This is a genomic window from Cytophagaceae bacterium (assembly GCA_016722655.1).
In the GTDB taxonomy this organism is placed as follows: domain Bacteria; phylum Bacteroidota; class Bacteroidia; order Cytophagales; family Spirosomataceae; genus Leadbetterella.
This window is the reverse complement of sequence record JADKIR010000004.1, coordinates 2815751-2840276: the sequence shown is the minus strand read 5'-3', so window position 1 is coordinate 2840276 and position 24526 is coordinate 2815751. Positions and strand designations below refer to the sequence as shown.

Genomic DNA, 24526 nt, shown 5'->3' with positions numbered 1-24526 from the left:
TATTCTTTTTCATTTTTTTCGTTTTCAATCGGGCTTTTCTCCCTCCTTTTTTGTCATGTTTTTTGGATTGCTTCGAACCAAAAATACACGCCAAAAAATTACACAATCGCTTTTATCTTTTATCCACCGGGTTGAAACCCGGTGCTACTACATATATTTTATCTCTAATGGATTTTCCCTTACTTTTTTCGTCATGATTTTTGAATTGCTTCGAACCAAAAATTCACGCCAAAAAAATTAAACATTCTCTTTAAACTTTTTCCGCCGGGTTAAAACCTGGTGCTATTATGGTAACACCTCTACGGGGTATTTAATTGAAATTAAAAATATATTTTCCTCGCACTTTTTGTTTTGTTTCGCACCAAAAATTCATGAAAAAAAATTATTATTTAATCTTAATTTCTCCGGGTTAAAACCCTGAGCTACAGATTTCAATATTATTTTAAATTCAACATCAATTTTAAAATAAATTTTAAATTCACAACTGAAAGAATCGTAAATCGTATCAATCCAAAATCAATTCAATCGTAAATCGAATCCATCGTAAATTGTATTCCTCAAAAGGCATGCAAAAGTATTTTTTCAGACGAAATGACCGAAAATGTTGATATTTAGAAGATTAAGGATGTCAAAATGACTGAAAATCATCAGTCTCGAATCAATTTTACTGACGACATTACCGAAAGTTGTTTTTCGGTGGCAATTGTAGATAATTTAGGCCGGAGAGCTGTTTTCCACTCAAATTTCTCCAGCTTCATGTCTTCTGTAAGGACTTCTTTGGGGGGAATCAGCAGGGATTCTGGTTCACCACGAAATACTATCTGCTTGATTTTCTTTAGTTTAAAATAAAATTGCATGTTGGAGCATTGCACTTTGTTGAGCCCAATTATCTTATTTTTTTCATCCAAAGCAAAATACAGCGACTCTCCATTGCCATCTACTTTAATGGTGCTGAGCTGGCCTTGTTTGTCAAAAAATGCGTCCAAAGTACGTCCTTTGATTTGGTTGTAGTTTTTAATGGTGTCAGTCTGGATCACGAAAGCATCCTGCAATAATTTCATTAGATGCAAACGATTGTTTTTCAGTAAAATATTGACAGTATCGGCTTCGAGCTGATTTTCCTGATTCCAGAGCACCGGGTCATTATAGAAGAAAATCACAGAGTCTTTAAGGTTGTAAAGCAGAGAATCACTCACACTCTGAAAATCGGCCCTGATTACTCTCACATGTCCATCGGCAACTATCTTTTCGAGGTCTTTTTTCGTGGGTGCCTGATTATCCTCTTCCTTTTCTTTATTTTTTTCAGAAATCTTCTCTTTCTTTTTCCCCAGATTTGACCTTAAAACATAATTATGAGAATCCATATGTTGAAACTCGGCAGGGCCCACTAACAAATCAATTTTGGCTGGCCTCATTCCATACAAGATTTTCCTCAACTCCATTCCCACCATTTTGGCGTCTTTTATGACAGGTTTCAGACTTGGATTTAAAACTTTGGGTGGTAAAACCGTATTTTGTTTTTTTAAAGAATCACTTCGGCCAGTAAAACTCGCAACAGAATCTACTTTCTCTCTGATTTCAAAAACCCAAAGGGTATCTGCGGCTATCCAAAGTGTATCATTTTTAGAAATCCGCCGGCTTAGCGTTTCTTTCATGATTTTGGTTAAGCCCTCCTCCCCATTTCTAATGGCCTTTTGGCCCAAAACCACCAGACTATCCTCGAATGACACAAATACTACCGCACCATTGGCATATCCTGAGCCTTTGGTATTATCAAAAGCAAGCGTGTCTCCTTCCAGCGAGTATTTATCATTAGTCACTTTGGCCCTCCCTTCAAAAAAAGACTCTTTGGTCTTAATGTTATATTTGCCTTTATAAGCCGAAAGGTCTCCGTTTTTACTTTTTATGGTAGTAAAAGTCTTAAAAATTGCGAGCTTAGTATATGTATCGTAATCCAGCGAATCGGTACAGAGCACATATTGTGGGTTAATAATTTCGACATCCCCGATATACCTGAAATATTTCGTTTTGGTATTATAATATCCCAACTTACTACTCAATCTGCTTGAATCCTGATTAAGCACACCCGGCACAGGATAATACGCCTGGTCGGTATTGAGATTATAATGAACTTCAGTGGTACGTAATGTAACTTTTTTGTCTCTTAAAATCACTTGCCGGCCATATACTTTGGCAAATCGAAGATTACCGTCATAAATCAATGTATCTCCCACAATCGTGAGTGTATCTCCCTGATTGATAACCACTTTCCCGTAGGCTTCAATAAAATTGGAAGAAAGATTGTGGACGGCTTTTTGGCAACCCAATAGTACCCCGCGATGACTGAAAATTACATTTCCTAAAAAAGTTTGGGTGCGATTGAGGCTGTTTTCTCCGGCCAAACTATCGGCCCTGATAAGTTCTATCTTTGATTTCGGGCCATTGTCTTTGATGGGATTTAGAGGTTTTTGGCCGTAAGAATTAAAAAAAAACAATAATATAAGAACTACAAAGGAGATTCCTCGAAGTCGTGAAATAAGTATTTGATGTCCAAAATGAAAATTCATAAGGCAAAATTAACGTATTTTTGTTTTAGAATTGTCTGAAACACCTGATGCTGCGTCAATTTTTAACATTTATTGAGAATCAAAATCTTTTTTCCATAAAAGACAGGATGCTTTTGGCTCATAGCGGGGGAAAAGATTCGGTCGCCTTGGCTGACTTGTTATTAAAGGCAGGTTTTGATTTTGGAATTGCCCACTGCAATTTCGGATTAAGAGGTGCTGATTCAGACGGGGATCAGGAATTTGTCAAAGATTTTTGTAAAAAAAACAATCTGGAATTTCATACCATAAAATTTAAAACCAAGTCTTTTGCGAAAGAAAATGGGATTTCAACCCAAATGGCTGCTAGAGAAATGAGATATAAGTGGTTTTCTGAGATTCTGGAAGAAGAAAAATACGATTTCCTGTTAACTGCCCATCATCTCGACGACCGAATCGAAACACTATTATTGAATATCACCAAAGGTACCGGTCCAAAAGGTTTGCAATCAATTCCGATAAAAACTGAAAAAATAAGAAGGCCAATGATGTTTATTGGCGTTGAAGAGATTTTAAATTATCTGAAAACTAACCATCTTGAATGGCGTGAAGACATCTCGAATACTTCCACAGACTACCAAAGGAATAAAATCAGACACCATATTTTGCCTGAATTAAAGGAAATCAATCCCGGTTTACATGAAACGCAATTGGTAAATCTTAAAAGGTTTGAATCTTTGAATGAAATTATCGAAGAAAAACTGCAGGAATTTAAAAACGAGATTACCGAAACTGCAGGCATTTTTAATATTCCTTTCGAAAATTGGAAAAATAAAGCTGGCTTCAAGCTCATTTTGGAAGAATTTCTCAAGCCTTATGGTTTTAATTTTCATCAAATTGAAGAAATTTTCGGTTTCAAACAATCAGGAAAAGTAATAAATACCGAATTTTTTCAACTGACAAAATCTGGCGACCAACTCTTTTTATCAAAGAAAAAAGAACTGAATCTTTCAGAAGAATTAATTATCCCAAATCCTGGAAAATACTTTTTTGAAAACCTCGAAATAGAAATTTCATTAATTGAGACAGCAGAAAATCCTGATTTCAAAAACCCTGATATTGCTTATTTCGATGCTGAAAAATTGATTTTCCCATTAAAGATAAGAAAGTGGCAACAGGGTGACAAAATGTTTCCATTCGGTATGAAAGGCACTAAGCTTGTCTCCGATATTTTAATTGACAAAAAAGTAAATATCCTCGAAAAACAAAATACCAAAGTGCTAATCTCCGATACCCAAATCGCCTGGGTTTTAGGCTTAAAAACTTCCGATATTTTTAAGTTGAAAATGCCGTATAATAAAATTTTTAAAATTATTATAAATTTTATTTAACTAAATATCAATAACTTATAATTTTTTTATATCAAAAAATATTTTCTGGCACGCTGTTTGAAAAGAATATAATATCTGAATCAAAAGTTCAGGTGTTTTCCTAAAAAACAATAAAACAAACAGTGCTTACCTGTAAAAAAAGTTTAACTCCTATCATCATATTCCTCAGTTTACTGAGCCTAGAATGTATTGCCCAGAACAGCCGCCTGAGAAATGCCCTCGAGTCTTACGACAAGATGGCTTATCCGGCGGCTGTCCGGAGCTTTGAGGCTTATCTGGGTTCGGGAAAAGTTGATAATGAGTACGAAAAAGAAGCACTCACCAAACTCGCTTATTCTTACCGAAAAATACAAGATTTCAAGAACGCTGAGCTTACCTACCAGGATCTTTTCAAAAAATATGAAAAAGAACTGGAGTCAGAACAATACCTGTATTATGCTCAGGCATTGGCCAACAATGGCAAATACCGGGAATCTCAAAAATATTATTCAAAATACGGTGAACAACAAAAAGAAGATCTTCGCGGAAGGAAATTTACGGTAGCTTATATGGACAATTCGGTTTTTTATAAAGACTCGGCATTGTATAAAGTAAACTACATGTTTCCCATCAATTCCCGTTTTTCTGATTTTAGCCCCATGTATTATGAAAACGGGCTAGTATTTGTTTCTGCCAGAAACGAAGGTCATGGCATAAAAAGGATATTTAGCCAAAACGAAACTCCTTTTCTGGACCTTTTTCAATTTTCTGACACCGCTTCCCTGGCTTTGGAATCCAGGAACATCGAAAAAATAAAAGCACAGGCTAGTCTGGGATCCAGTGGAAAATCTTTAAAAACCGACAAAAGCAATGGGACTCAATCTTTTGAAGAGATTCCTGAGCCTGAAATTGATGAATTTAGCAAAAGTATAAATTCAAAATATCATGAAGGACCCGTTACTTTTTTCAAAGAAGGCAAAAAACTGATTTTCACCAGAAATAATTATAACAAAGGCAGGGCAAAGAAAAGTGAAAAAGGCATAAACATGCTGAAACTTTACATTGCCACAAAGAAAAATTCAAAATGGGCTGATATTCAGGAACTTCCTTTTAATTCTGACGAATATTCAACCGGTCATCCGGCACTTTCACCTGACAATCACAAGTTATATTTCGTTTCAGACATGCCCGGAGGCTTTGGAGGCACTGATTTATATGTTGTAGAGTATCACAATGGGAAATGGGGTACTCCGGCAAATATGGGTAAGGAAATCAATACTGAAGGTAATGAGATGTTTCCGTTTATGGATGAAATCGGCAATCTGTATTTTGCTTCCGACGGTCACCCGGGATTAGGGGGTTTGGATGTATTCTTTGTAGAGTTCCGGCATGGAAATCCTTTCGGTGAAGTGGAAAATGTCGGTGCTCCGATCAATTCTGCAAAGGACGATTTTGGTTTGATAGCCAAAGGCGACAGGTCTGAAGGTTATTTCAGTTCTAACCGCAAAAAAGGTTATTCTGATGACAATATTTATTCATTCCAAAAAGGCTGTAACCAATTGGAGCTTTTAGTATATGATGCGGTCACCAAACTTCCATTATTAGATGTGGAATTAAGAATGGTGAAAAATGGCGTTAACAAACAATTTTATGCAACTAATTCCGAAGGAAAAGCAAGCGTTTGTCTGGAATCGGGTGCTGACTTTGAATTTAAAGCAATAAAAGAAGGCTATCAGCAAAGTAGTATAACTTACGGCACCATGTCAAATTCCAAATCCCGGAATCAGAAGGTAAAAATTTATCTGAGTCCGGCTTCCAGACCAATGGTAAAAGGTAAGGTTATTTCGGAAGTTGACCAATCGCCAATAGCCGGTGCAAGTGTCACTTTGGAAAATGAAAAAGACGGCAGTATAGAGACTGTAATAACTGGATTTGACGGCCGGTACGCATTTACGCCTACAAGAGACGGAAAATACAGAGTAACAGCGGTTAAGGAAAACTTTGCCCGCAACTCTGAAAGTATTGGTAAAATAAAAAATAATAGAAAAAATATTTCACTCGAACACGACTTTGGCATGATTGGTGAAGGTGATATATATAGATTAGAAAATATCTATTACGATGTAGATAAGGCAGTTATAAGAGCCGACGCTAAAAAAGAATTGGACAAAAGGGTGATTCCTTTATTAAAGAAATATCCCGAAATCCAGATTGAATTGCGGTCACATACCGACAGCAGAGCAAGCGGAAGTTATAACATGAAACTCTCAGAGGAAAGAGCAATGGCGGTGGTAAAATACCTAAGTTCAAAAGGCATCGACCCCGAGAGGCTAATCGCAAAAGGATACGGAGAATCGGAACTGGTAAATGACTGTAACGATTTCAACAATTGTCCGGAAAGTGAACATCAGGCCAATCGCCGCACAGAGTTTAAAATACTCGCAGTGAAAGATTACCTGGGGTTTAACAGACGAGATAAATAGTTTTTTTTCATAGTTTAGGGTTAAGGTTTATTGTAAAAAGCATTACCACATTGAGTAATGCTTTTTTTCCCAAACTTTTGAAAAATAAAAGAAATAAAAAAGAGTATACGGTACTCAAAAAACGGTACCCTGCACTCAAAAAGATATACCAGTAGGTAGTTTTTTTCATAGTTTAAGGTTAAGGTTTATTGTACTAAAATGCATCGCCACATTGAGCGGTGCATTTTTAAAAAGCCTCCTGATTTGGAAGAAATTTAAAGAGAAAGTAGTTTTTTTTCATAGTTTAAGGTTAAGATTTATTACAAAAAGCATTACCATTTTGAGTAATGCTTTTTTTTCAAACTTTTGAAAACTCAGCATGTACTAAGATATTTTTTTTCATAGTTTAAGGTTAAGATTAGATTGATTGAAATGCATCGCCATATTGAGCGATGCATTTTTGTTTTATAGCCTGCTCTCACTTATTTTTGTAAAGAATTATCCAAATCAAAAAATGCTCAGCAGCCTGCTTATTAAAAACTATGCTCTCATCAAGCACCTGGAGATTCAGCCAGAAAATGGTCTGAATGTGATTACGGGTGAAACCGGTGCGGGCAAGTCAATTATGCTCGGGGCTTTGGGATTATTGATGGGAAATCGGGCTGACGTCAAAGTTTTGTTTGAAGAAACCGAAAAATGCACCGTAGAAGGAGTTTTTGATATTGAAAGACTCAATCTGAAAGATTTTTTTGCTGAAAACGAGCTGGATTACGAAGACCATTGTGTGATCAGGCGGGAAATACTTCCGGCCGGAAAGTCCAGAGCATTTGTCAATGACAGCCCGGTGACACTGGACTCGCTCAAGGAATTGGGCGTAAGATTAATGGATATTCATTCTCAAAACGAAACGCTGCAATTGGGTTCTAATGTTTTTCAGTTAAATCTGATTGACAGCTATGCAGCGAATGCATCGGTTTTAGAAGATTATAAAAATGCTTTTTCAGATTATAAAACCTCAGAGAAGCAACTCCAATCCTTAAAAGAAAATTCTGCTTCTCTAAAAAAAGAATTTGAATACAATAGTTTCCTTTTTGAAGAACTGAATGCCCTGAAACCTGAGAATATTGATCAGGCAGAACTGGAGTCTGAGCTATTAATTTTGGAAAATGCTGAAGAGGTAAAAAGAAGGCTTAATCTGGCCTATGAAAACCTCGCAAATCCCGAAATATCAGGTGTAAACTTGGTGCGGGATGCCGGAATCGCTCTCGGCATTATCAGTTCTTTTTCTGAAAAATATAAAAACCTGAAAGACAGACTAAACAGTTCCTTACTCGAACTCCAGGACATAGTACATGAAATTGAAATAGAGGCATCAAACGTCGAAACCGATAATCAGAAAACCGATTTCCTGAAAGACCAGCTAAACGGTCTTTATCGACTGCAGCAAAAGCATGGTATTGAAACTGTGGAACAACTGATAGCCATTAAAAATGAGCTTTCAGTCAAAATTGAGCAGGTAATAAACCTCGATGAGGATTTGGCAAAACTTGAAAAAGTAACAGCCAAAAAATTAGAGGTTTTACAATCAAAAGCAGAGGATTTATCGAAAAGCCGAAAAAAAATCGGAAAACCTCTTGAAACCCAGATTGTAAGCCTTCTGAAAGAATTGGGAATACCTGAAGCACAGTTTGAGATTATTTTCAAAGAGAAAAAACTTTCCTCTGATGGTGCCGATGACCTTACTTTTGTATTCAGTGCCAACAAAGGTGCCTCGCCCAAGACACTGAAAGATGTGGCATCAGGAGGTGAATTCTCAAGAGTTATGCTGGCTTTAAAATATATTTTGGCCGAAAAAAAACAATTACCAACCATCATTTTTGATGAAATAGATACTGGAATTTCAGGTGAAGTTGCCATAAAAATGGGCAATATTTTGCAGGAAATGTCAGGAAAACTTCAGGTAATTGCCATTACACATTTACATCAGATTGCAGGTAAAGGAAGTTCGCATTTTTATGTTTACAAAGACAATTCTGACACAAAAACCGTAAGTTTGATGCGGAAACTATCCGGTGATGAACGTATTATCGAAATCGCTAAAATGATAGGCGGCCAGAATCCATCGGAAAGTGCAATCAGAAGTGCCATTGAGATTTTGGGAAATATCTAAACTTTACATATTATTATTTTAAGAGAACAAAAACATGAAAAATTTTATTAAACTTTCTGCTCTGTTGGTTTTAGTGTTTGTTGCAACATCATGTGACCAAAAAACAGACAAAGAAATAGAGACCATCAATGCCGAGCTCATGAAAGGTCATGACGAAATCATGCCCAAAACCATGATGATTGCTGACCTTAAAAAGAATCTTTTGGCTGCGGCGGAAGGAAAATCTGAGGAACTCAAAAATCAGGCTTTGGAGATTTCAACCAACCTTCAAAAAGCCGAAGATGATATGTACCTTTGGATGGAAAACTATGGAAAGGCCATGAATGATGTTGAAGACAAGACCGAAAAACTTAAACTTTACAAAGAGCTAAATACCGAAGTAAAATCTCTTAAAGACCTCACCGTAAAATCGATGGATGATGCCAAAAGGTTTGTCGAAAGCAACAAGTAAGATTCTATTTTACATTCTTAAATCATATTAAAAATGAGAAAAAGTAGCCTGTTATTTTTCATATTCACAGCTTTTTCTGCTCTCTTGTGGTCATGTGGAGATTCGAACAGAACTTTACCATACCTTGGTCAAAACACTATTGATAGCAAAGGAGACACTATTTATCACCAAATCCCTGATTTTGCTTTTGTTAATCAGGATGGAGATACACTGACACAAGATTTTTTTAAAGACAAAATCTATATTGCTGATTTCTTTTTCACCACCTGCCCTACTATTTGTCCGGTAATGAAAACCCAAATGCTCAGGATTCATGAAAAATTCGGAAATGAGCCCAGGCTTGCCATACTCTCACATACCATTGACCCGCGACATGATACAGTGGCAGTTTTGAAAAAATATAAGGAAAAACTGGGAGTTAAAAGTGACCAGTGGCAGTTTGTAACCGGTGAACAGGCTAAAATATACGAAATCGCTCAAAAATCATACATGGTTTCGGCTTTGGAAGACTCAACTGCTGTGGAAGAAGGCGGATTTGTACATAGCGGTGCTTTTGTGTTGGTAGATCAAAATCACCGCATCAGAGGTGTATATGACGGCACAAAAGAAATCGAAGTCAATAAACTCATGAAAGACATTGAACTACTTCTCAAAAAATAATTTCCTTGTGATATTGGTGGCTTGGGGAGGATGGGCGTGCTCAAATCCCGAAGCCATCAAACATGAGCAATTTGTTATAGCGGGGGCCGAATTGTATGCCAAACATTGCTCCAATTGTCACGGGGTCGAAGGTCAGGGCCTCGGCAAACTGTATCCGCCCATAAAAGGTTCTGATTTCTTAAAAAACAAAAACAAGGTAATTTGCATTATTAAAAACGGCTCATCAGTTCCTGTTACGGTCAATGGGATAATTTATGATGGCAAAATGCTTAAAAATAAAAATTTATACGACCTTGATATAGCCCAAATCACTACTTTTATTTATGATAGATGGGGCGAAGATCAATCCACAGTTGAAACCGAACAGGTTACTAACGTGAAATGCGAATAAATTTGAGATTAAACTGCTGTTATTTCTGCTCAGTGGTGTCAACAATAGTACGCAAAGAATCAACCAGCATTGTTCCTTTTGGCTTTCTGAAAGTATAGTTTGAAAAATCTTCTGAGGCTTCCATACCCCCAAATGCAGTGATGTTTTCCCGGGGTGTTTTTATTGTCACCTTTTTATTGGAATAAATCTTTTTTGTGACCGGATTCCAAATCAATTCCTCTGTTGCCAGACTTTGTTGAAGTAATCTGTTGTTAAAAAAACATTTCCTGTGATGGTATAAAGATTTTTTGATTTGGAATAACTCCCCGAATCCCCTCTTAACATGGAATATTCCACACCATTTTTATCCAAAAAATTAACATATACAGCTTTGGGGTACTGTTCGTCTTCATTTTGGAATTTTAGTTGCTTGGCGGTGGACATTTTTACTTTTACCCTGCCAGAGTCACTAAATGTAACCGCCAGATTATCAGTATTTAAAATTGGGCCGGTATATTCAATAAATTCCTGCTCTTTTTCTTTTTTCTCACATCCTGAAAAAGCAGGCCAAATCAAAACAAGAAGCAAAAAATAAAAAATAAGATTTTTCATTTTATAAAGTTCTTAAGAAAGCCAGAAGTTAGTTACAAAAAACCTAAATCAATCTATTCTTTGTTTATTAAACCAAACACTCATGAGAGATACATTCATGCTGATTTTGGTATAGTTTTCCTGAATCTGCCCTCCAGAATTTTTCCCTCTACGACCGACCATTACAGCGAGATCAACATATCCGGGTACTTTACCGAGGGGCAATGAAATCCCAAGACTTAAACTATTATCCAGCACTCTGTTGCCATTGATGACATAAGGAGTTTGCACTTGTTTATATCCAAAGCGATAAAATGCCTGGTTCAAATACTTTGACGAACTCGAATTCGGCATCCATTCCATACCAAAATTCATTTCTGTCGCATCCTGCATGGTATTATTGGCATTTGGATCAAATTGATTTACACCGGTCCAAAGCGTTTTTCCATAGTCAGCCGCAAAAATCCAGTTATAGGTTTTTTCCAGACTTAAACCCACTTTGTAGCTTGATGGAATTCCTGAAGATACATTGGAAATATTAAGGGTATCTGGCAACTGAACATAAGCCGGGCCACTACCATTATCACTCAAAAGACTATAAGTCCGGATCTGATCTCCTTTAAGCGTGTTGCCCAACTGGTACATTGTACCAAAATTCAATTTCCATTTCTTATTTATTTTTTGTTGATAAGCCAAACCTGTACGGGCACTTGCTCCGTGTAAATTGGTTCTGGAACTATACCTTTGATAAGTTGAAAATCCTTCCATATTGGAGCTTGTGTCACGGGAAATGTATCCAAAATTATACTGTCCGTCCACCCCAAAATACAATCCTTTTACAATTTCGAAAGAATTAGTGAATGCCACTCTTGACAAACCTCCCTGATTTCTGATTTCTTCTACTTTTGATTCCGAAGAACCTACGAAATCAATGGTTTTCGTTGAAACATAATCTGAAACCGTGTAGGGCCTCATACTAAACCCCATTGCCCATTTGTTTTTGATTGGAAAAACAAAACTGAAATTATTCATATTCAGTCCAAAGTTATCGGTAATTTGGTTTCCCTGAGCTATCGTTTTGTAGGAGCCAGTCATCCCAATATTCAATGAAACATACTTATTAAACCCAATAGAGCGGTTTTTCACCATCAATGCAGGGTTTAGGTGGTTTACATAAAAACTATTGGTAAAAGATACTCCGGCACCTCCCATCATATCCTGAGCGGCTACCGTTTCAGATGCCGTTTCGCCTATGCCGATGCTCGAGTAAGGTGAGCTGCCGTGTCCCTGAGCAAAAACCAGGGTACTTTGTGTGGCAATAATTAAACTAAAAAACAGCTTGTTTTTAAATGACATTATATTCTAAAATTCTATTGAGACCTTCCAATACCAAATTTGGAGCTGCAAAGGTCGGATATTTTATCCTACTTTCAAAGTATGGGGCATCTCCTCCGGTGGTAATTATCTGAAAATTAACTTTTTTTTGGTATTCTTCAATTATTCCATTGATTTCGGCAAGCAAACCATTCATTACTCCGCTTTTCATGCAGGATTCGGTGTTGTTACCTATTAGTTCCGGAATATCATCTGTATCCAATAACGGCAGTTTTTGTGTAAAAGTATTCAGGGCTTTAAATCTCATCCTTTTCCCGGGTGAAATAATGCCACCTACAAATGTATTTTCAAAATCCACAAAGTCGTATTTAACTGCGGTTCCGATGTCAATCACTAATACATTTTCACCGGGAAAATGCACAGTTGCACCTATTGCAGCAGCTATTCGGTCATAACCCAGCGTTTTTGGAGAAGCATAATTATTTTTTATTGGTAATAAAGAATCGGAATTTAAAAACAAGACCGAAGGATAATTTTTAAATAGTAATTTTAGCTCATCAATTGATTTTACCACTGAAGAAATAATTATTCTGTCATTATCTTCTATTCTTAAAAAATCAAAAAGTTTTTCTGCCGCCGGAATCCGCTGAACATTCAGTAATTTTCCATTTTCAAAATAACCGACTTTTGTTCGGGTGTTACCAATATCAATACAAACATTCATTTTTTTTTGACCTATTGAAAAAAGAAAGGTGACCCCTTAAGATCACCTTTCTGTGAGTTCAAACAAATATTATCAATGAGCTAAAGCTGCTTTTCTTTTTCTCATAACAAAAAACAGAATACCAAAAGCCACAATCAAAATAGCAGGAAAAACAGCCATATTATCTAAAGTAGCCTGTCCCGCTACAATATTGGCTTCATCCCCGGTTAAGCCTGAAGCCAAAGCCTTTGCATTTTCATTATCAAGCCATTTACCAATAATCGGTTGGAAAATTGAAGTTGAAAACATTCCCATTCCGCCCATTATTGACATTCCGAATGCACCGGTTTGTGGTAATTCTTCAGCTACGAAACCAATCATTGTTGGCCAGAAATAACAAACACCCAAAGCAAAAATTATGGCAGAAACATAAACCATAACACCTGAAGCCTGACTCATTAGGGCGATACCGATGGTTGCTAAAATCGCTGATCCCCAAAGTACTCCGGTTGGGTTAATACTGTGAACAAGTGGACCGGCAAAATACCTTCCAACTGCCATCAATCCGGTTACGATTGCCAAAATGATCATTGGGCTTGCTCCAGTTTTTTCCATGATTGGTCCAATCCATTGCTCCGGCCCAAATTCAGAAATAGCCGTTAAAGCCATACATGCCAACATAAATAAATAAAGAGGTGAAAGCATGGCTTTCAGGTTACCACTGTTTGAGGCAGCACCCTCGTCATGGCTTTCAGGAAATTGTTGGCCGATAATCAGAACCGCATAAATCGCCGCAGGTATCAGAATAGCACCAATCTGAAACTGCCATCCCATTTCGTTTTTGGTCATAAACTGTGAAAGTAGGCTACCAATAACAATACCACCCGGGAACCACATATGGAAACGGTTCAGCATTTTGGTTTTTTCGTTACCTTCATACATGTCAGAGATCATCGGATTACAGGCAGCTTCAACAGTGCCATTTGCAAAACCAACAAAAAAAGTAGAAATTAAAAGTGTCCAAAAACCACCAGCAAAAATGGTCATAACTAATCCCAAAACATGGGTAATGAACGCCAACCACATGATTTTCTTCGGACCGATAATGTTGTAAAGTGGGCCTCCGACAATCATCGCAATCGGAAAACCTAAGAAAGCCATTTGATTAACATAACCCAAATGTTCCTGATCAAGCTGGAATTCAGCACCTAACTGTGTAAGAATACCGGCTCTGATACCAAAAGCCATAGAGGTAGTAATTAAAGCAAAACAACTAGCGAGAAATAATCGATTTCTATTTACCATAAAATTTCTTGTGTTTATAAGGGTTGAAAATTTCGTAAATGTACATTTTTTTAAGAATTGGAAAAAGATTTTTTCATTTTATCAATTTAATAAATTAAAGATTTTATTGAATTCTTCAAACTCTGATTTATTTAAATTTCCTATATTGCAAGCCAAATTATTATCGAAAAAAATTCAACCGTATGTCAAGAAAAGTGAGAATGGGCATGATTGGCGGAAGCCTTGAAGCCTTTATCGGAGCTGTACACCGGAGAGGGGCCGCCCTCGATGGTGAAATCGAACTCGTATGTGGAGCTTTCAGTTCTGACCCCGCCAAATCAAAAGCCACCGGAGAAGCCCTTTACCTTCCTTCCGATCGGGTTTATGGTTCTTATAAAGAAATGATTCTGAAAGAAAAAGAGCTTCCTGTAGGAGAAAGAATGGATTTCGTTTCTATAGTTACACCCAATCATGTACATTTTGAAGCAGCGAAATTTGCAATTGAAAACGGTTTCCATGTAGTTTTGGACAAACCCATAACCCTTACCATGGAAGAAGCCAAAGCTCTCGAAAAAATTGTTAATGGTTCTGATGTGATTTTTGCCCTTACCCATAATTATACTGCATATCCAATGGTAAAAGAGGCAAAGCAAATTATCAAGTCGGGTAAACTGGGAAAAATAAGAAAAGTAATAGTGGAATACCCCCAGGGCTGGTTATCGCAATTGGTAGAAGCTACCGGTCAAAAACAAGCTGCCTGGCGTACTGATCCTGCAAGATGCGGTGCCGGCGGGGGAATCGGAGATATCGGGACGCATGCAGAAAACCTTGCTGAATACATCACCGGATTGAAAATCACCGAGCTCTGTGCCGACCTTACCATTTTTGTAGATGGTAGAAAACTGGATGACGATGCTAATATTCTTTTGAGATTTGATAATGGGGCAAAAGGTGTCTTGCATAACAGCCAGATTTGTAATGGTGAAGAAAACGACCTGAATATCAGGGTATATGGAGAATTTGGTGGCCTGAAATGGAAACAAATGGAACCCAACACCCTTGAAATTACCAACCAGGAAAACGGTTCGCACATAATCAGGACCGGTGTTGGAAATCTTTCAGCACAAGCTGCAGCCCATACCCGTCAACCGGCTGGCCATCCTGAAGGATATGTAGAAACATTTGCAAATATTTACCGGAACTTTGCATATGCATTAAGGGCAAGATGGGGCAATTCTTCTGCCACAGCTGCTGTGGGTAATCTGGGCAACGACCATACGATTTCGGGTCAATATGATCCTGAGGTTCATGATTTTCCGGGAATTGAAGAAGGGATGCGGGGAATGGGATTTATCCAAACTGTAATCAAATCCAACAATTCTGACCAGAAATGGACAAAATTTGAAATATAATTGATTGAAATTTAACCTTTTAACATAGTATAGAAAATGTCAAAAATTAAAGTAGGCGTAGTTGGAACCGGTTTTATAGGGCCTGCCCACGTTGAAGCTCTCAGGAGACTCCCAAATATAGAAGTGGTAGCTCTTTGTGAGGTAAATTTGGAATTAGCCACCACCAAAGCTGCTCAACTGGGTATTGAAAGACCCTGTACTTTCGATGAACTCCTGTCGATGCCTGATATCCAGTGTGTTCATATCTGTACGCCAAACTTCCTTCACTATGAGCAATCAAAGGCAGCTCTATTGGCTGGAAAACACGTGGTATGTGAAAAACCGCTCGCTAAAGACTTGCATGAGGCAGAAGAATTAGTGGCGTTGGCTGCAAAAACTGGACTAGTAAATGCCGTTCATTTCAACCTGAGATATTATCCTTTGGTTCGTCAAATGAAAATGATGCGTGAAAAAGGTGAACTTGGAGATATCTATTCGGTGATTGGTTCTTATTTGCAGGACTGGCTTTTCTATGCAACAGACTACAACTGGCGTTTGGAACCCGACAAATCGGGTGATTCCAGAGCGATTGCTGATATTGGTTCACACTTGATGGACTTGATTGAATATGTTACCGGCCTGAAAACAGTAGAGGTCATGGCTGATTTTAATACCATTCACAAAAACCGCAAAAAGCCTTTAAAGCCTGTTGAGACTTATTCAGGCAAAATGCTTCAACCCGAAGACTATGCTGATGTACCCATCAATACCGAAGACCATGCCAATGTGCTGCTTCGTTTTGACAATGGAAACAGAGGCTCAATTACAGTTTCACAGGTTTCGGCAGGAAGAAAAAATCAGTTGAAAGTAGAAATTTCGGGTTCTGTCAAAACATTGGCCTGGAATTCAGAAGCTCCAAACGAAATATGGATTGGTTCAAGAGATGGAGCTAACTCGTTGTTGATGCGAGATCCTTCACTTGTACATGAGGAAGTAAGATCATTAATTACTTATCCGGGAGGTCATAACGAAGGCTTTGGCGATACTTCAAAACAACTTTTCAAAGAAGTGTATGAGGCAGTTGCGGCCAATAAAATGCCTGAAAATCCAAAATTCCCAACCTTTGCCGATGGCTACCGCGAGCTTTTGATTTGTGAAAGGATCCTCGAAAGTAGCCGTAGCGATAAGTGGGTAAAAGTGTAGGAATTGATTCGATTGACGTCTCGATAACTATCGGGATCGATTGACGATTAAGGATTTTGGATTAATTGATTAATAATTTTTACAAAAAAATACAATTTCAATTGGATAATTAATACCTGTAAGGGTAAAAAAAATAGCTCCGGGTTTTAATCCGATGAATTATAAAAAAAGAGAATGTATTTTTTTGGGCATGCATTTTAGGAGCGAAGCAAACCAAAAATCATGACAAAAAATTTGACCCAAAAGGCGAATTAGAATATTAATTTATAGGTATTTAGATAAGAATAATTTTAAAAACGCTTAAAGCCAAAAGCTGACAGCCAAATGCTAAAATAAAATGAAAACAATTAAAGGACCCGGAATATTTCTTGCTCAGTTTATGGGGGATGAAGCTCCGTTTAATTCTTTGGATACGATCGCCGACTATATGGCCGCAAAAGGCTATAAAGGCATCCAGCTCCCAGCCTGGGATGGAAGAATAATTGATTTGAAAACTGCTGCTGAGTCTCAAACTTATTGTGATGAACTCAAAGGAAAACTTGCAGCCAAAGGTTTGGAAATCACTGAGCTTTCTACGCACCTTCAAGGTCAGTTGGTAGCGTCGCATCCAACTTACAATACCATGTATGATGCTTTTGCACCGGCAGAAGTCCATGGCAATGAACCAGCCCGCAGAGAATGGGCGATTCAGCAACTAAAATATGCCGCCAAAGCTTCAAAAAATCTTGGATTGACCTCGCATGTAGGTTTCTCCGGAGCTTTGGCATGGCCTTTTTTATATCCATGGCCTCAAAGACCTGCTGGATTGATTGACACAGCATTTACAGAATTGGCAAAAAGATGGAAGCCAATTCTGGATGTGTATGATGAAAACGGTGTAGATTATTGCTATGAATTGCACCCTGGAGAAGACCTTTTTGACGGTACAACATTCGAAATGTTTGTAGATAAACTCGGAGGTCACAAAAGAGCCTGCATCAACTACGACCCGAGTCACTTCGTATTGCAAGGCCTTGATTATGTTCAGTTTATTGACTTTTACCATGAGCGTATCAGAGCCTTCCACGTGAAAGATGCGGAATTTAATCCTACCGGAAAACAAGGTGTGTATAGTGGTTATGCCGGATGGGCTGACCGTGCAGGTAGATTCCGTTCACTGGGTGATGGTCAGGTAGATTTCTCTGCTATTTTCTCCAAAATGTCTCAGTATGATTATGATGGCTGGGCAGTATTGGAATGGGAATGCTGTATAAAATCGAGCGAACAAGGTGCAACTGAAGGTGCACCATTTATCGAGAGCCATATCATAGAAGTAGCTACCCGTGCGTTTGACGATTTTGCTGCAACAGGAGCCGACGAAGCAGTTAATAAAAAAGTATTGGGGATATGATTTACCCTTTGTATAAACAAAAAAGACCCGTTTGAGCGGGTCTTTTTTGTTATTTTCAAAGTTTTGAAAATTTCCTAATTATTGATGAATTTTTATCCTTTAATACAACAAAATAAATTCCATTACTCAATTTGGAAATATCAACTTGTAGCAAATTTGAGCCTGCAAAATATTGATTCCCAGATTGATCAATAATAAAACATTGGCTATATGTCTTATTAAAAGAAAGTATTTTATTGGAAGGATTTGGGAAAATTAAAATCTCAGAAACTTTGGGTTCTGTATTTAAAGGACTGAGAAATTTAATTTCCGCAATATTACTCGTAACATTTTGGTAAGGTGCATCAATAACAGCTTTATATCTAATTCTAAATCCATTGTTTTCAATATTTTCGACATTTTGAAACTCAATTTGATTTCTGTCAATTTTCATTTGCGGGAAAACTTCTTTCAACAAATTTATATCTTTCCACTCACCTGTAATATCAGTTTCCCAAATCTCTTTATTTGGATTAATATTGGTATTTGATTTCAGATTTACTTTTTCACCTTTCAGATAAGAGCCAGAAATTGGATGGTTTAATATTTCCATTTTTTGAAAAATACTAATTTCAGAGGTAAACAATTCATCAAAACCATCTTTAGAAATCTTACATCTTACTTTGATAACATCATTTAAAATATTAAAATTACTAATTATTAATTCGTTGGAAAAAACCTGATTGACCTTAAAATAATCACTAACTGATTTTAATTCATCCCAACTCCCATCTTTAAATAATTGCCATTCATAATTTACTCCCGCATTGTTTTCAATCTCAAGACTTAAAATACCACCATTTTTTGCAAATATGAGTGAATCCTGTGGCTGATTTAAGATTAAGGCAGCTTTTACCAATTGCTCATTTTCAGGAGTTTTTAATTGACTCCGAAAAAGTTCTAACCCTCTATTTTTATGATCTCCAATAAAATATATATGCTCTTTAAAAATAAAGGGATTATAAATATAATTAAAGCCTTCATATGACTGCAAAACTAGGTCTTCCTTTCCTTTTTGAATATCAATTTTAGTGAGATCGAACTTCTTATTTTTATCGTCAAAGCTATATCCAATATATATTTTTGATTCTTTCCTGAGAAGAACATCACTATCCAATACTAAAACTCTGCTCTTCTGCCTGTTTGATTTTTTAATAAATTCAATAATTCTTTTTCCTCCAGAATTAAAAGAATAATAAATGGTATCGTTAGATAATTCCATGATTTCGAGAGACGTCTCTTCAACCAAAGTTGTCAATAGAAGTGAATTTGTTTTTAATTCAAAAAGTGATGTTTTATTTTTTTTTTTGTTATAAGTTAAAAAATAAAAACTATCTTCTAATGGCATTAAGCCACTAATAATTAAGTCGTCAAGTTTTGTTAGTGTAACACTTTTATCATTTAAATATACCGTTATAATTTGATCACTTTCACCCAAAAGTTTTTTTACAAAATACAAATATCCATTTTGGACTGAAAATTAGAAAAGTAATTAAAGTATTGGCTAGAATAAATTTCTTGGAAGGTGTTAGTTGAAGTAACCAATTTATAAACAGAGGTTTTGGATCCATTGTAAACAACAAAATATTCCTCATTATTTAATAAGAGATAATTATTAATAGACCTTAATTGCCCGGCAGATGAAACAGATACATTATTTCCATCAAAAAAAAATAAGTTGCCATTATATAAAATCCATTCAATACTTTTTCCATTTTTTTCAACCTTGCCAATTCTTAAGACTATATAACTGAAAGAATTATTACTATTAGGTATTGAAGACACTAATTTAATTTTACCTGATGTGTCAATTTCATATACTTTGCTATATCCGGCAATAAAATAAAGCCTATCATTCAAACTAAAAAACATATTGAATTCGCCATAATCACTTCCATCTATTTCTAATATTGAATTTTTATTTCCATTTGTCTTAATTATATTAAAACTATGATTCTGACCTTCTACTGTGAAATATAGATCTGAACCATACTGAAAAAGATTAGATGTACCTGAGCCCTCCGGAGAATCCGTTTTTATATCATTAATTAAGACTGCGTCGTTTTTCTCAAATCGGGTAAAAAATGGTTCTCTTCCAATTTTAGCCATATTTCCACTAAATACCATTCCATCATCGAAAAAACCTATGAAATTTAAATCCTTATAATTAAATTTTTCCTGGATATCTGACAGAAACAAGGATTTATCCGAATCAACAATAAGCAGATCATTTGTGGAATTTTTCTTTTTCCTGACCGGAATTACAACTTTTGAAGAAGTAATAATATACTTTGCCCATTGATTATTAAAAGTAAAACCAATAATTTGGGTCTCCCCTGTAGAAACATTGTATGAGGTTAATATATTATCATCTGATTCGAATATGTTGTTGTGAATAAAATAAATATTGGAACCTATTTCTTTTGCCCATAGAATATTATTTAATTTCGAATATTTCGCAAGATTTACAGCCTTTAAACCAGTCGAATTATTGCTTCTAAAATAGATTGACTTTTCATTTTGGGAATTTTTGGCAGAAAAAAATACTCCCTTCTGACCGACTTTGAAAAAGTCCGAAATAGATTCATTCTTCAGTGAGTCCATCAACTCAAATTTATTCCCTTCGGGCAAATACTTGATTATTTTATTCCCAAAACCTAAAAAGGTTGATTCTTGAGTTGAATCGAAAAAAACATGGCCATTAACCTTTAAATCAAGTACTAGTTTATCTTTTTTTGAGATATCATATACATTTATTTTGCTCTCATCATCCAAAAAGAAAATTTTATTTCTATTAATAAAAACCTCTTTTCCAACTTTTATTCTTTGATTTTCATTTTCGTTTTCACCTGCGATTCCTATTAAATCATATTCTTTTAAGGTAGAATTTGAAATTTTAGCAAACAAATTTTGCTCATTTGCCATTAATGCTTCCAAAACAAATCCATCAAAGGGTAATTTTAATTTCTTAGTACCATTTTCAGTACCATCTGTTACGTAGAGGTCCTCTGGGCTATCCCAAAAAGTTCTTGCAAGGAAAAATAACCTATTTTTAAAGATTTTTATACTTGCCTGATTAACATAAACCCCGTTCCCAAGTTTTATTAAATTAATTGAAATTCCATCAAGGACTAACAAATTTTTTTCACCATTTCCGTAAAATTGAATTACACTATTTCCAATTTTATAGAAATCCTCAGAAGCTCCGAATCCCTCAAAACTTTTTACTCTTGTTAATCCAGAATCAGTTGATTTTGAAAGTTTAAAGGTTTCAAATTCCGAATAATTTTTATCATTGAAGGCTCCAAACCAAAATTGGTTGCCAATCTGATATCCAAAACAAAAACTGTCAGGGAGTGAGCTGCCATTAGAAATATTTTTTTCATAGAATAGCTCTTGGGCGTTTGATTCAAACTTAAAAAAAAGCAGTAAATAAAAAGTAATAAAAAACGATACTATTGTGTATTTCAGGTAGAATAATTGTGGTTTCATTTAAAGGATTATTTTGCCACAAATTTAACTTATCTTTCAAAAGTTAAGGAAATTATTTTCCAAAAATTGTAATAAATACCAAGACTATTTCAACCTGAAACTATTCAAATAAAGCTCTACCAAAGGTTGATAGTAAGCATACTTTTCGGTCTCACAGGCAAATGTTACTATATAAACTTTTGCATTTTTTATGTAATAATATTGTCTCCAGGTTTGTTTAAACTTATCCTTTTCACCTTTGTATGTAAGGCGATAGGCATTTGATTTTAATTTTTTCTTTTCAATAATACTAAAATTTTTAACGACCGTGGGCAGATATTTAATTGAAAAAGCGGCATATTGATCTACCGTATAGTTGGCAGATGGCAATTTATTCACGGCAAAATTTATACTTTCCAAATACCTGTCAATCAGTCCCAAAGTATCAAAAGGCGAGGTAATATCGCACCATTCATCTTTGCAATTATTTTCCACTTTCCATCCTGCGGGAATATTTATTGCATAGCTTTTCCGATCTAAAACCGATAATTTTTCGGCCTTTTTTTGAGTAGAATCCAGAATTTGCCCAAAACCTGAAAAAGAAATTAATGTCAGAAAAACCAGGAGCTGTATTTTTTTCATAAAATCAATTTCAAATTTCTTCAATTTCAGTAACTTTTGACAGATCTTCCCAAAAACTTGGATAAGACTTAGCCACCACACCGGGTTCTTTGATTATTACTTCTTTAAGCATGGCCAAAGGTGCAAAAGCCATTGCCATACGATGGTCATCATAAGTTTCGATATCAGGGATTGTATCCCACTTTCCAGATCCGTTGACCTCATATTCTTTGTTTTCTACAGTTTCAACCAATGAGGCATTAATCTTGGCTAATTCTTGTTGCAAAGCAAACACCCGGTCTGTTTCTTTGATTTTCAGACTTTCGATACCTGTAAATTTACCTTTTATTCCCTTTGCTCCCAGAACTACTGCCACTGTCTGGACTAAGTCTGGACAATTGGTAAAATCCCACTCGAATGAGCTTTCGGCCTGTATTTTTTCCAGCAAAACACCCTCAGAAGTAAATGTACTCTTTACTCCCAAATGGCTCATAATCTCAGCAATCGAGCTATCACCTTGCAATGAATTTTCTTTCAAACCCAGTAATTCGATTTTCACCTCAGTATTTTGAGCCAATGCCACCACTGCATACCAATAAGACGCACCTGACCAATCTGATTCAATTTTATAATGGGCCGCAAGGTATTTCTGTGGAGCTACTTTCAGCGTTTTTTCTATCCAATTTTCTTCCACCTTAACCCCAAATGCCTCCATTTGCCTGATAGTCATTTTGATATAAGGAATAGAACCAATTTCTCCAGTAAGTTTAATGGTCAAACCTTGGAGTAAAACTGGGGCAATCATTAAAAGAGCGGAGATATATTGGCTGCTGACATCACCTCTGATTTCAATGGTATTTGATTTTTGTGAAGGCAAACCATTGATTTTGTGTGGCGGAAATCCGGCCTGATCCAAATAATCGATTTCAGCACCAATGGTACGCAGGGCATCTACCAATATTCCAATAGGTCTCTGGCACATACGTGGTGTACCTGTCATGGTTTTTGATTGGTTGGTGGCGGCAAAATAAGCAGTCGAAAAACGCATGGTGGTTCCGGCATCAAGTACATCAGCTACCGCATCATCTGACTCTAACAACCTTATCATAGTCTGAGTATCGCGGGCAGTTGAAAGATTTTCCAACTCACCTGTAAAACCTGATAATGCATTAATAATCAATGCCCTGTTACTCTCGCTTTTCGAAGAAGCCAGCCTAATTTTTTCGTTAAAAATGTCGTTTTTTGCCTTAATTAAATATCTCTGCATCCATCCAAAATTTGTGCAAAGATAGCCTTTTTAAATCTTTATAAAAACCTGATTTCGGTACATCCACCGTAAAACGAGCCATTCCATTGCCAAAATCACAGAACCTGAAACCAGACTTTGATAGCTTTCGCCTAAAATCAGAAAAATGTTTTGCCCAAAATGTATTTTGAAATTTTCAAAAATAAAACCATTAACCGTATGAGCCAAAATATAGGCTGCTATGGAGTTGAGGCCTATTATTCTGAAAAATTCAAGGGGCTTTACAATTTTGAATTTTTCGACCAAAAAACTAAAAAATAAAAGAAATAAAAAGCAGATCCCTCCACTAAACAAAGTCCAAGAAGGAGTCCAGATCCTTTTTATGATTGGGTTAATTCCGAAGAAATGTAGCAACAAACCTATGAAAATCAACCCAATAGCATAAATACCGAATTTTTTAGATTTTTCTGGAAAATCAGGTTCAGCTTTTAGAATATTTCCAGCGAAAAGGCCCAGAATCATAGTGCCCAAAGTGGGAATAAAACTAAGTGTAACATACCCGCCACCATTAAAAACAAATGGAGACGTGCGTGGGAAAAGGTTAAGAAACCATTGATCAAATGCATTGGCCAGATTATAATTTTTATTCCAATGGGCGGCGAATCCGGACAAAAAATGTTGCCAATCATTGGCAACTCCAACTGTTTCCCAATTATAACCAGCCGATGCAACAGGATACAAAGCAAAAGCCAGCCAGTAAAGAAAGATTATTCCGGCGAAAGAAATTCTTTGAATTTTGGGTGAAGCAAAACCCAACAAAAACAAAAACGGATAACCCAGACCTATTTGTGTAAGAGTATCTTCGAAAGTCCAGTTGGTGATAGTTTGCCCAAATGATCTTAGAAAAACACCTAATAAAATCAGAATCAAAGACCTTTTGAGAGCATGAAACATCATTTTTTTGAAGTCCTCCCCTTTTTTTATTCTTGAAGCCACCGAAAAAGGCAAAGCCACTCCTACCAGAAATGAAAATGAGGGCTGAATCATGTCATGAAGTGAGGCCCCGGTCCATTCGACATGAGATTGATTATAAGTCAGAAACTTCCAAAAACTGCTGTCGGGAAAATTTTGGCTTACTTTCCAAAACTCCCAGACTTCTGCCATCATAAGGAACATCACAAATCCACGGTAAATATCCACGACAGCATTACGGGGTGATTTCATAG

The 24526-nt window shown here is 36.3% G+C and carries 21 protein-coding genes; 9 read left to right on the top strand and 12 right to left on the bottom strand.

Going from position 1 to position 24526, the window contains the following annotated elements:
- Window positions 1-647 precede the first annotated feature (647 nt).
- The gene (locus IPP61_12855) at window positions 648-2567 is read right to left on the bottom strand and encodes a hypothetical protein (protein ID MBL0326049.1); all 1920 of its coding nucleotides are present in this window, start codon (window positions 2565-2567) and stop codon (window positions 648-650) included.
- Window positions 2568-2614: 47 nt separating this feature from the next.
- Here IPP61_12855 and tilS point away from each other — a divergent pair, with 47 nt between their 5' ends.
- From tilS to IPP61_12825, 6 genes are all read left to right on the top strand, one after another.
- Entirely contained in the window at window positions 2615-3934 is a 1320-nt protein-coding gene (gene tilS, locus IPP61_12850; GenBank protein ID MBL0326048.1) for a tRNA lysidine(34) synthetase TilS, read from the top strand.
- Between the two features lie 236 nt (window positions 3935-4170).
- Complete coding sequence (locus IPP61_12845) at window positions 4171-6396, top strand: OmpA family protein (GenBank protein MBL0326047.1); 2226 nt, start codon at window positions 4171-4173, stop codon at window positions 6394-6396.
- A gap of 493 nt (window positions 6397-6889) precedes the next feature.
- The gene (gene recN / locus IPP61_12840) at window positions 6890-8545 is read left to right on the top strand and encodes a DNA repair protein RecN (GenBank protein MBL0326046.1); all 1656 of its coding nucleotides are present in this window, start codon (window positions 6890-6892) and stop codon (window positions 8543-8545) included.
- Between the two features lie 34 nt (window positions 8546-8579).
- The gene (locus tag IPP61_12835) at window positions 8580-8996 is read left to right on the top strand and encodes a hypothetical protein (protein MBL0326045.1); all 417 of its coding nucleotides are present in this window, start codon (window positions 8580-8582) and stop codon (window positions 8994-8996) included.
- Window positions 8997-9029: 33 nt separating this feature from the next.
- Window positions 9030-9656, top strand: coding sequence for an SCO family protein (locus tag IPP61_12830; protein MBL0326044.1), 627 nt, complete (start codon window positions 9030-9032; stop codon window positions 9654-9656).
- The gene (locus IPP61_12825) at window positions 9634-10047 is read left to right on the top strand and encodes a cytochrome c (GenBank protein ID MBL0326043.1); all 414 of its coding nucleotides are present in this window, start codon (window positions 9634-9636) and stop codon (window positions 10045-10047) included. Before IPP61_12830 ends, IPP61_12825 begins: the two co-directional genes overlap by 23 nt.
- Before the next feature lie 19 nt (window positions 10048-10066).
- Here IPP61_12825 and IPP61_12820 read toward each other — a convergent pair whose 3' ends face one another.
- From IPP61_12820 to IPP61_12800, 5 genes are all read right to left on the bottom strand, one after another.
- Window positions 10067-10261, bottom strand: a complete 195-nt coding sequence (locus tag IPP61_12820) for a hypothetical protein (protein ID MBL0326042.1) — start codon at window positions 10259-10261, stop codon at window positions 10067-10069.
- Window positions 10258-10638 carry a hypothetical protein gene (locus tag IPP61_12815; protein MBL0326041.1) on the bottom strand — a complete coding sequence of 127 codons (381 nt, stop codon included), beginning with the start codon at window positions 10636-10638 and terminating at the stop codon, window positions 10258-10260. Before IPP61_12815 ends, IPP61_12820 begins: the two co-directional genes overlap by 4 nt.
- Window positions 10639-10686: 48 nt before the next feature.
- Window positions 10687-11973 (bottom strand): hypothetical protein, encoded by a 1287-nt coding sequence (locus tag IPP61_12810; protein MBL0326040.1) that lies wholly within the window; start codon window positions 11971-11973, stop codon window positions 10687-10689.
- Entirely contained in the window at window positions 11963-12676 is a 714-nt protein-coding gene (locus IPP61_12805) for a type III pantothenate kinase (GenBank protein ID MBL0326039.1), read from the bottom strand. Before IPP61_12805 ends, IPP61_12810 begins: the two co-directional genes overlap by 11 nt.
- 72 nt (window positions 12677-12748) lie before the next feature.
- Window positions 12749-13960 (bottom strand): MFS transporter, encoded by a 1212-nt coding sequence (locus IPP61_12800; GenBank protein ID MBL0326038.1) that lies wholly within the window; start codon window positions 13958-13960, stop codon window positions 12749-12751.
- Between the two features lie 200 nt (window positions 13961-14160).
- On the opposite strand from IPP61_12800, the gene IPP61_12795 reads away from it, so the two are divergent.
- From IPP61_12795 to IPP61_12785, 3 genes are all read left to right on the top strand, one after another.
- Window positions 14161-15351 (top strand): Gfo/Idh/MocA family oxidoreductase, encoded by a 1191-nt coding sequence (locus tag IPP61_12795; protein ID MBL0326037.1) that lies wholly within the window; start codon window positions 14161-14163, stop codon window positions 15349-15351.
- Between the two features lie 36 nt (window positions 15352-15387).
- Window positions 15388-16533, top strand: a complete 1146-nt coding sequence (locus tag IPP61_12790; GenBank protein ID MBL0326036.1) for a Gfo/Idh/MocA family oxidoreductase — start codon at window positions 15388-15390, stop codon at window positions 16531-16533.
- A gap of 337 nt (window positions 16534-16870) precedes the next feature.
- Window positions 16871-17923, top strand: a complete 1053-nt coding sequence (locus IPP61_12785) for a sugar phosphate isomerase/epimerase (protein ID MBL0326035.1) — start codon at window positions 16871-16873, stop codon at window positions 17921-17923.
- 55 nt (window positions 17924-17978) lie between these two features.
- On the opposite strand, the gene IPP61_12780 is transcribed toward IPP61_12785, so the two are convergent.
- From IPP61_12780 to IPP61_12755, 6 genes are all read right to left on the bottom strand, one after another.
- The gene (locus IPP61_12780; protein MBL0326034.1) at window positions 17979-19400 is read right to left on the bottom strand and encodes a T9SS type A sorting domain-containing protein; all 1422 of its coding nucleotides are present in this window, start codon (window positions 19398-19400) and stop codon (window positions 17979-17981) included.
- Between the two features lie 8 nt (window positions 19401-19408).
- The gene (locus IPP61_12775; GenBank protein ID MBL0326033.1) at window positions 19409-21100 is read right to left on the bottom strand and encodes a hypothetical protein; all 1692 of its coding nucleotides are present in this window, start codon (window positions 21098-21100) and stop codon (window positions 19409-19411) included.
- A gap of 95 nt (window positions 21101-21195) precedes the next feature.
- A complete protein-coding gene (locus tag IPP61_12770) occupies window positions 21196-21348 on the bottom strand; it encodes a hypothetical protein (GenBank protein MBL0326032.1) in 153 nt (50 codons plus the stop codon).
- 190 nt (window positions 21349-21538) lie between these two features.
- Window positions 21539-22075 (bottom strand): hypothetical protein, encoded by a 537-nt coding sequence (locus tag IPP61_12765; protein MBL0326031.1) that lies wholly within the window; start codon window positions 22073-22075, stop codon window positions 21539-21541.
- A gap of 10 nt (window positions 22076-22085) precedes the next feature.
- Complete coding sequence (locus tag IPP61_12760; GenBank protein ID MBL0326030.1) at window positions 22086-23321, bottom strand: 3-phosphoshikimate 1-carboxyvinyltransferase; 1236 nt, start codon at window positions 23319-23321, stop codon at window positions 22086-22088.
- 30 nt (window positions 23322-23351) lie between these two features.
- Window positions 23352-24476: a DUF5009 domain-containing protein gene (locus IPP61_12755; GenBank protein MBL0326029.1), complete on the bottom strand. Its 1125-nt coding sequence runs from the start codon at window positions 24474-24476 to the stop codon at window positions 23352-23354.
- Window positions 24477-24526 lie beyond the last annotated feature (50 nt).